General features: G+C 73.9%; 1 protein-coding gene and 1 pseudogene. Both read right to left on the bottom strand.

The genetic code is table 11. The annotated features are described in order from the left end of the window. Positions 1-934, bottom strand: a pseudogene (locus AB0G02_RS38185) (hypothetical protein); the annotation flags it as partial. A gap of 4 nt (positions 935-938) precedes the next feature. Continuing rightward, on the bottom strand, positions 939-1,661 hold the full coding sequence (locus tag AB0G02_RS38180) for a GAF and ANTAR domain-containing protein (protein ID WP_360804780.1): 723 nt from the start codon (positions 1,659-1,661) through the stop codon (positions 939-941). Positions 1,662-1,810 lie beyond the last annotated feature (149 nt).

The raw sequence follows: 1,810 nt of genomic DNA, 5'->3' as shown, positions 1-1,810 counted from the left end.
GCTCCACCACGCCGGTGACGACGAAGCGGTCCACCCCCGCGGTGAGCGGCGGCAGCAACGACCAGATCAGCTCGCCGTCGACCGTGCGGGGCGTGTTCAGCCGCACCCGGTCGAGCGCGTCGCCGTGCTGGGTCAGCAGCGTGACCATGTGCCCGAGCAGCGTGGACAGCCAGCGGCACTGCGTGCGCAGACCGGGGTCGTAGAGGTCCTCGGTGTCGGTCACCTCGACTTCGAGCACGCCGAGGCGCTCGGCCCCGTCGAGCAGCGGCACCCACAGCCGGGGACGTCCGGGCGGCACGGCGGGCAGCGTCTGGACGTGCCGGAACGCCCTTCCGGCCAGCGTCGTGTCGACCTCCAGGGGCTTGCGCTCGGGATCGTCCCGCTCGCGCTCGGAGCGTTCCCGGTCGGAGCGTTCCCGTTCGGCGCGGTCGCGGGTGGTCCGGTGGTGGCCGGACTGGTCGTGGTCGCCGCGCTCGACCGCGCCGAACGAGCCGGCGGGGCGGGGCAGCGGGTGCAGGCGGCGCTGGTCGTAGTCGGCCAGGTAGACGGTGATGCGGACGCCCAGGGCCTCGCCCGCGGCCTCCGCCACGGCCCGCAGCCGCTCCGGCGGCGCGAGGTGGGTGCCCTCCAACAACCGGACCAGCGCGGCGAGGGGCTGGCTGTTGGGCCGGCTCTCCCGGAAGGGGCGGCTGTAGGCAGCGCGGTGGGCCGGGGTGATCTCGTCGAGGCGCTCGTTGACCGCGTGGGCCAGGATGTCGCGCTGGAACGGGTCGAGACCGGCGAGGCCGTGGACGTAGGCGTCGATGTCGATCGGACCGGCGTCGCCGCCCAGCCCGAAGTACCGCACCCACAACTCCTCGACCGTCAGGCCGGCCCGCTTGAACGCCAGGGTCAGGGTGCGCTGCTGCTCGCTCGCGCGGCTGTGCTGGTCCACGGCGTCAGCGGCGGCGTTGCACGGTCGACTGGGCCAGCCGTTCGGCGGCTTGTCGCAACGTCGTGCGCTGCCGCCCCGCCACGTCGGCCAGCGACAGGAACGCGGCCCGCTCGTCCACCCCGTCGCGGGCCATGATGATGCCCTTGGCCAGGCTGATGACCTCCCGCTCGCGCAGGCCGTCCTTCAGCCGGTCGCTGACCCGCTCGGCGTCCTGTGCGGTGCGCAGGTTGGCCAGCATCACCGCCGCCTGGGAGGCGAACAGCGTGAGCACCTGCTCCTCGCGCGGACCGTAAGCACGCGGTTCCAGCGCGTAGACCTTCATCGCCCCCAACGCCCGGGAGCCCGCGACGAGCGGCGCGCTGAGCGAGGACCGCAGGCCCAGCTCGGCCGTCGGCCTGCCCCAGTCCGGCCACCGGTCGTCCCGGGCCAGGTCGTCGACCCGCACGACCACCCGGTCCTCCCAGGCCTTCAGGCACGGACCGCGGCCGAGGTGGTACTGCAGCGCGTCGGCCCGCTCCACGATCGCGTCGGTCGCCGCCGCGGTGACCCGCTCACCCCGCTGGTCCATCAGCGTGATGCCGGAGCCCGCCGTGCCCGGGACGGTCTGCCTGGCCAGCGCGGTGATCAACTTCAGCGCCGTGTTCACCGTCTCCGGTGTCAGCAGCAGACCCGACACGCGGGCGAACACCCCGGCCAACTCGTCCGCCATCGACGCACCCGAGGCCATCCACAGCACCCCCGCCCATCGTCGAGCCACGTCATCCGGATCGCGGCATACCCGCCGGCGGACCGTTTGAACCCAGGGGGACCAGCCGGTCCGGCGGCGGGAGCAGGACCCCGCTCACCCCTCACTGCGACGGGATGAGGACCGGGCAC

Origin of the sequence: Actinosynnema sp. NPDC023658 (assembly GCF_040639995.1) — a bacterium.
Taxonomy (GTDB): domain Bacteria; phylum Actinomycetota; class Actinomycetes; order Mycobacteriales; family Pseudonocardiaceae; genus Actinosynnema.
Note: the sequence above shows the minus strand (reverse complement) of the source record. Positions and strands in the feature narration are given on the sequence as shown.

Coding starts and splice junctions, on each gene's coding strand:
- AB0G02_RS38180 (WP_360804780.1), bottom strand. CDS start 1,661: ATGGCCTCGGGTGCGTCGATGGCGGACGAGTTGGCCGGGGTGTTCGCC.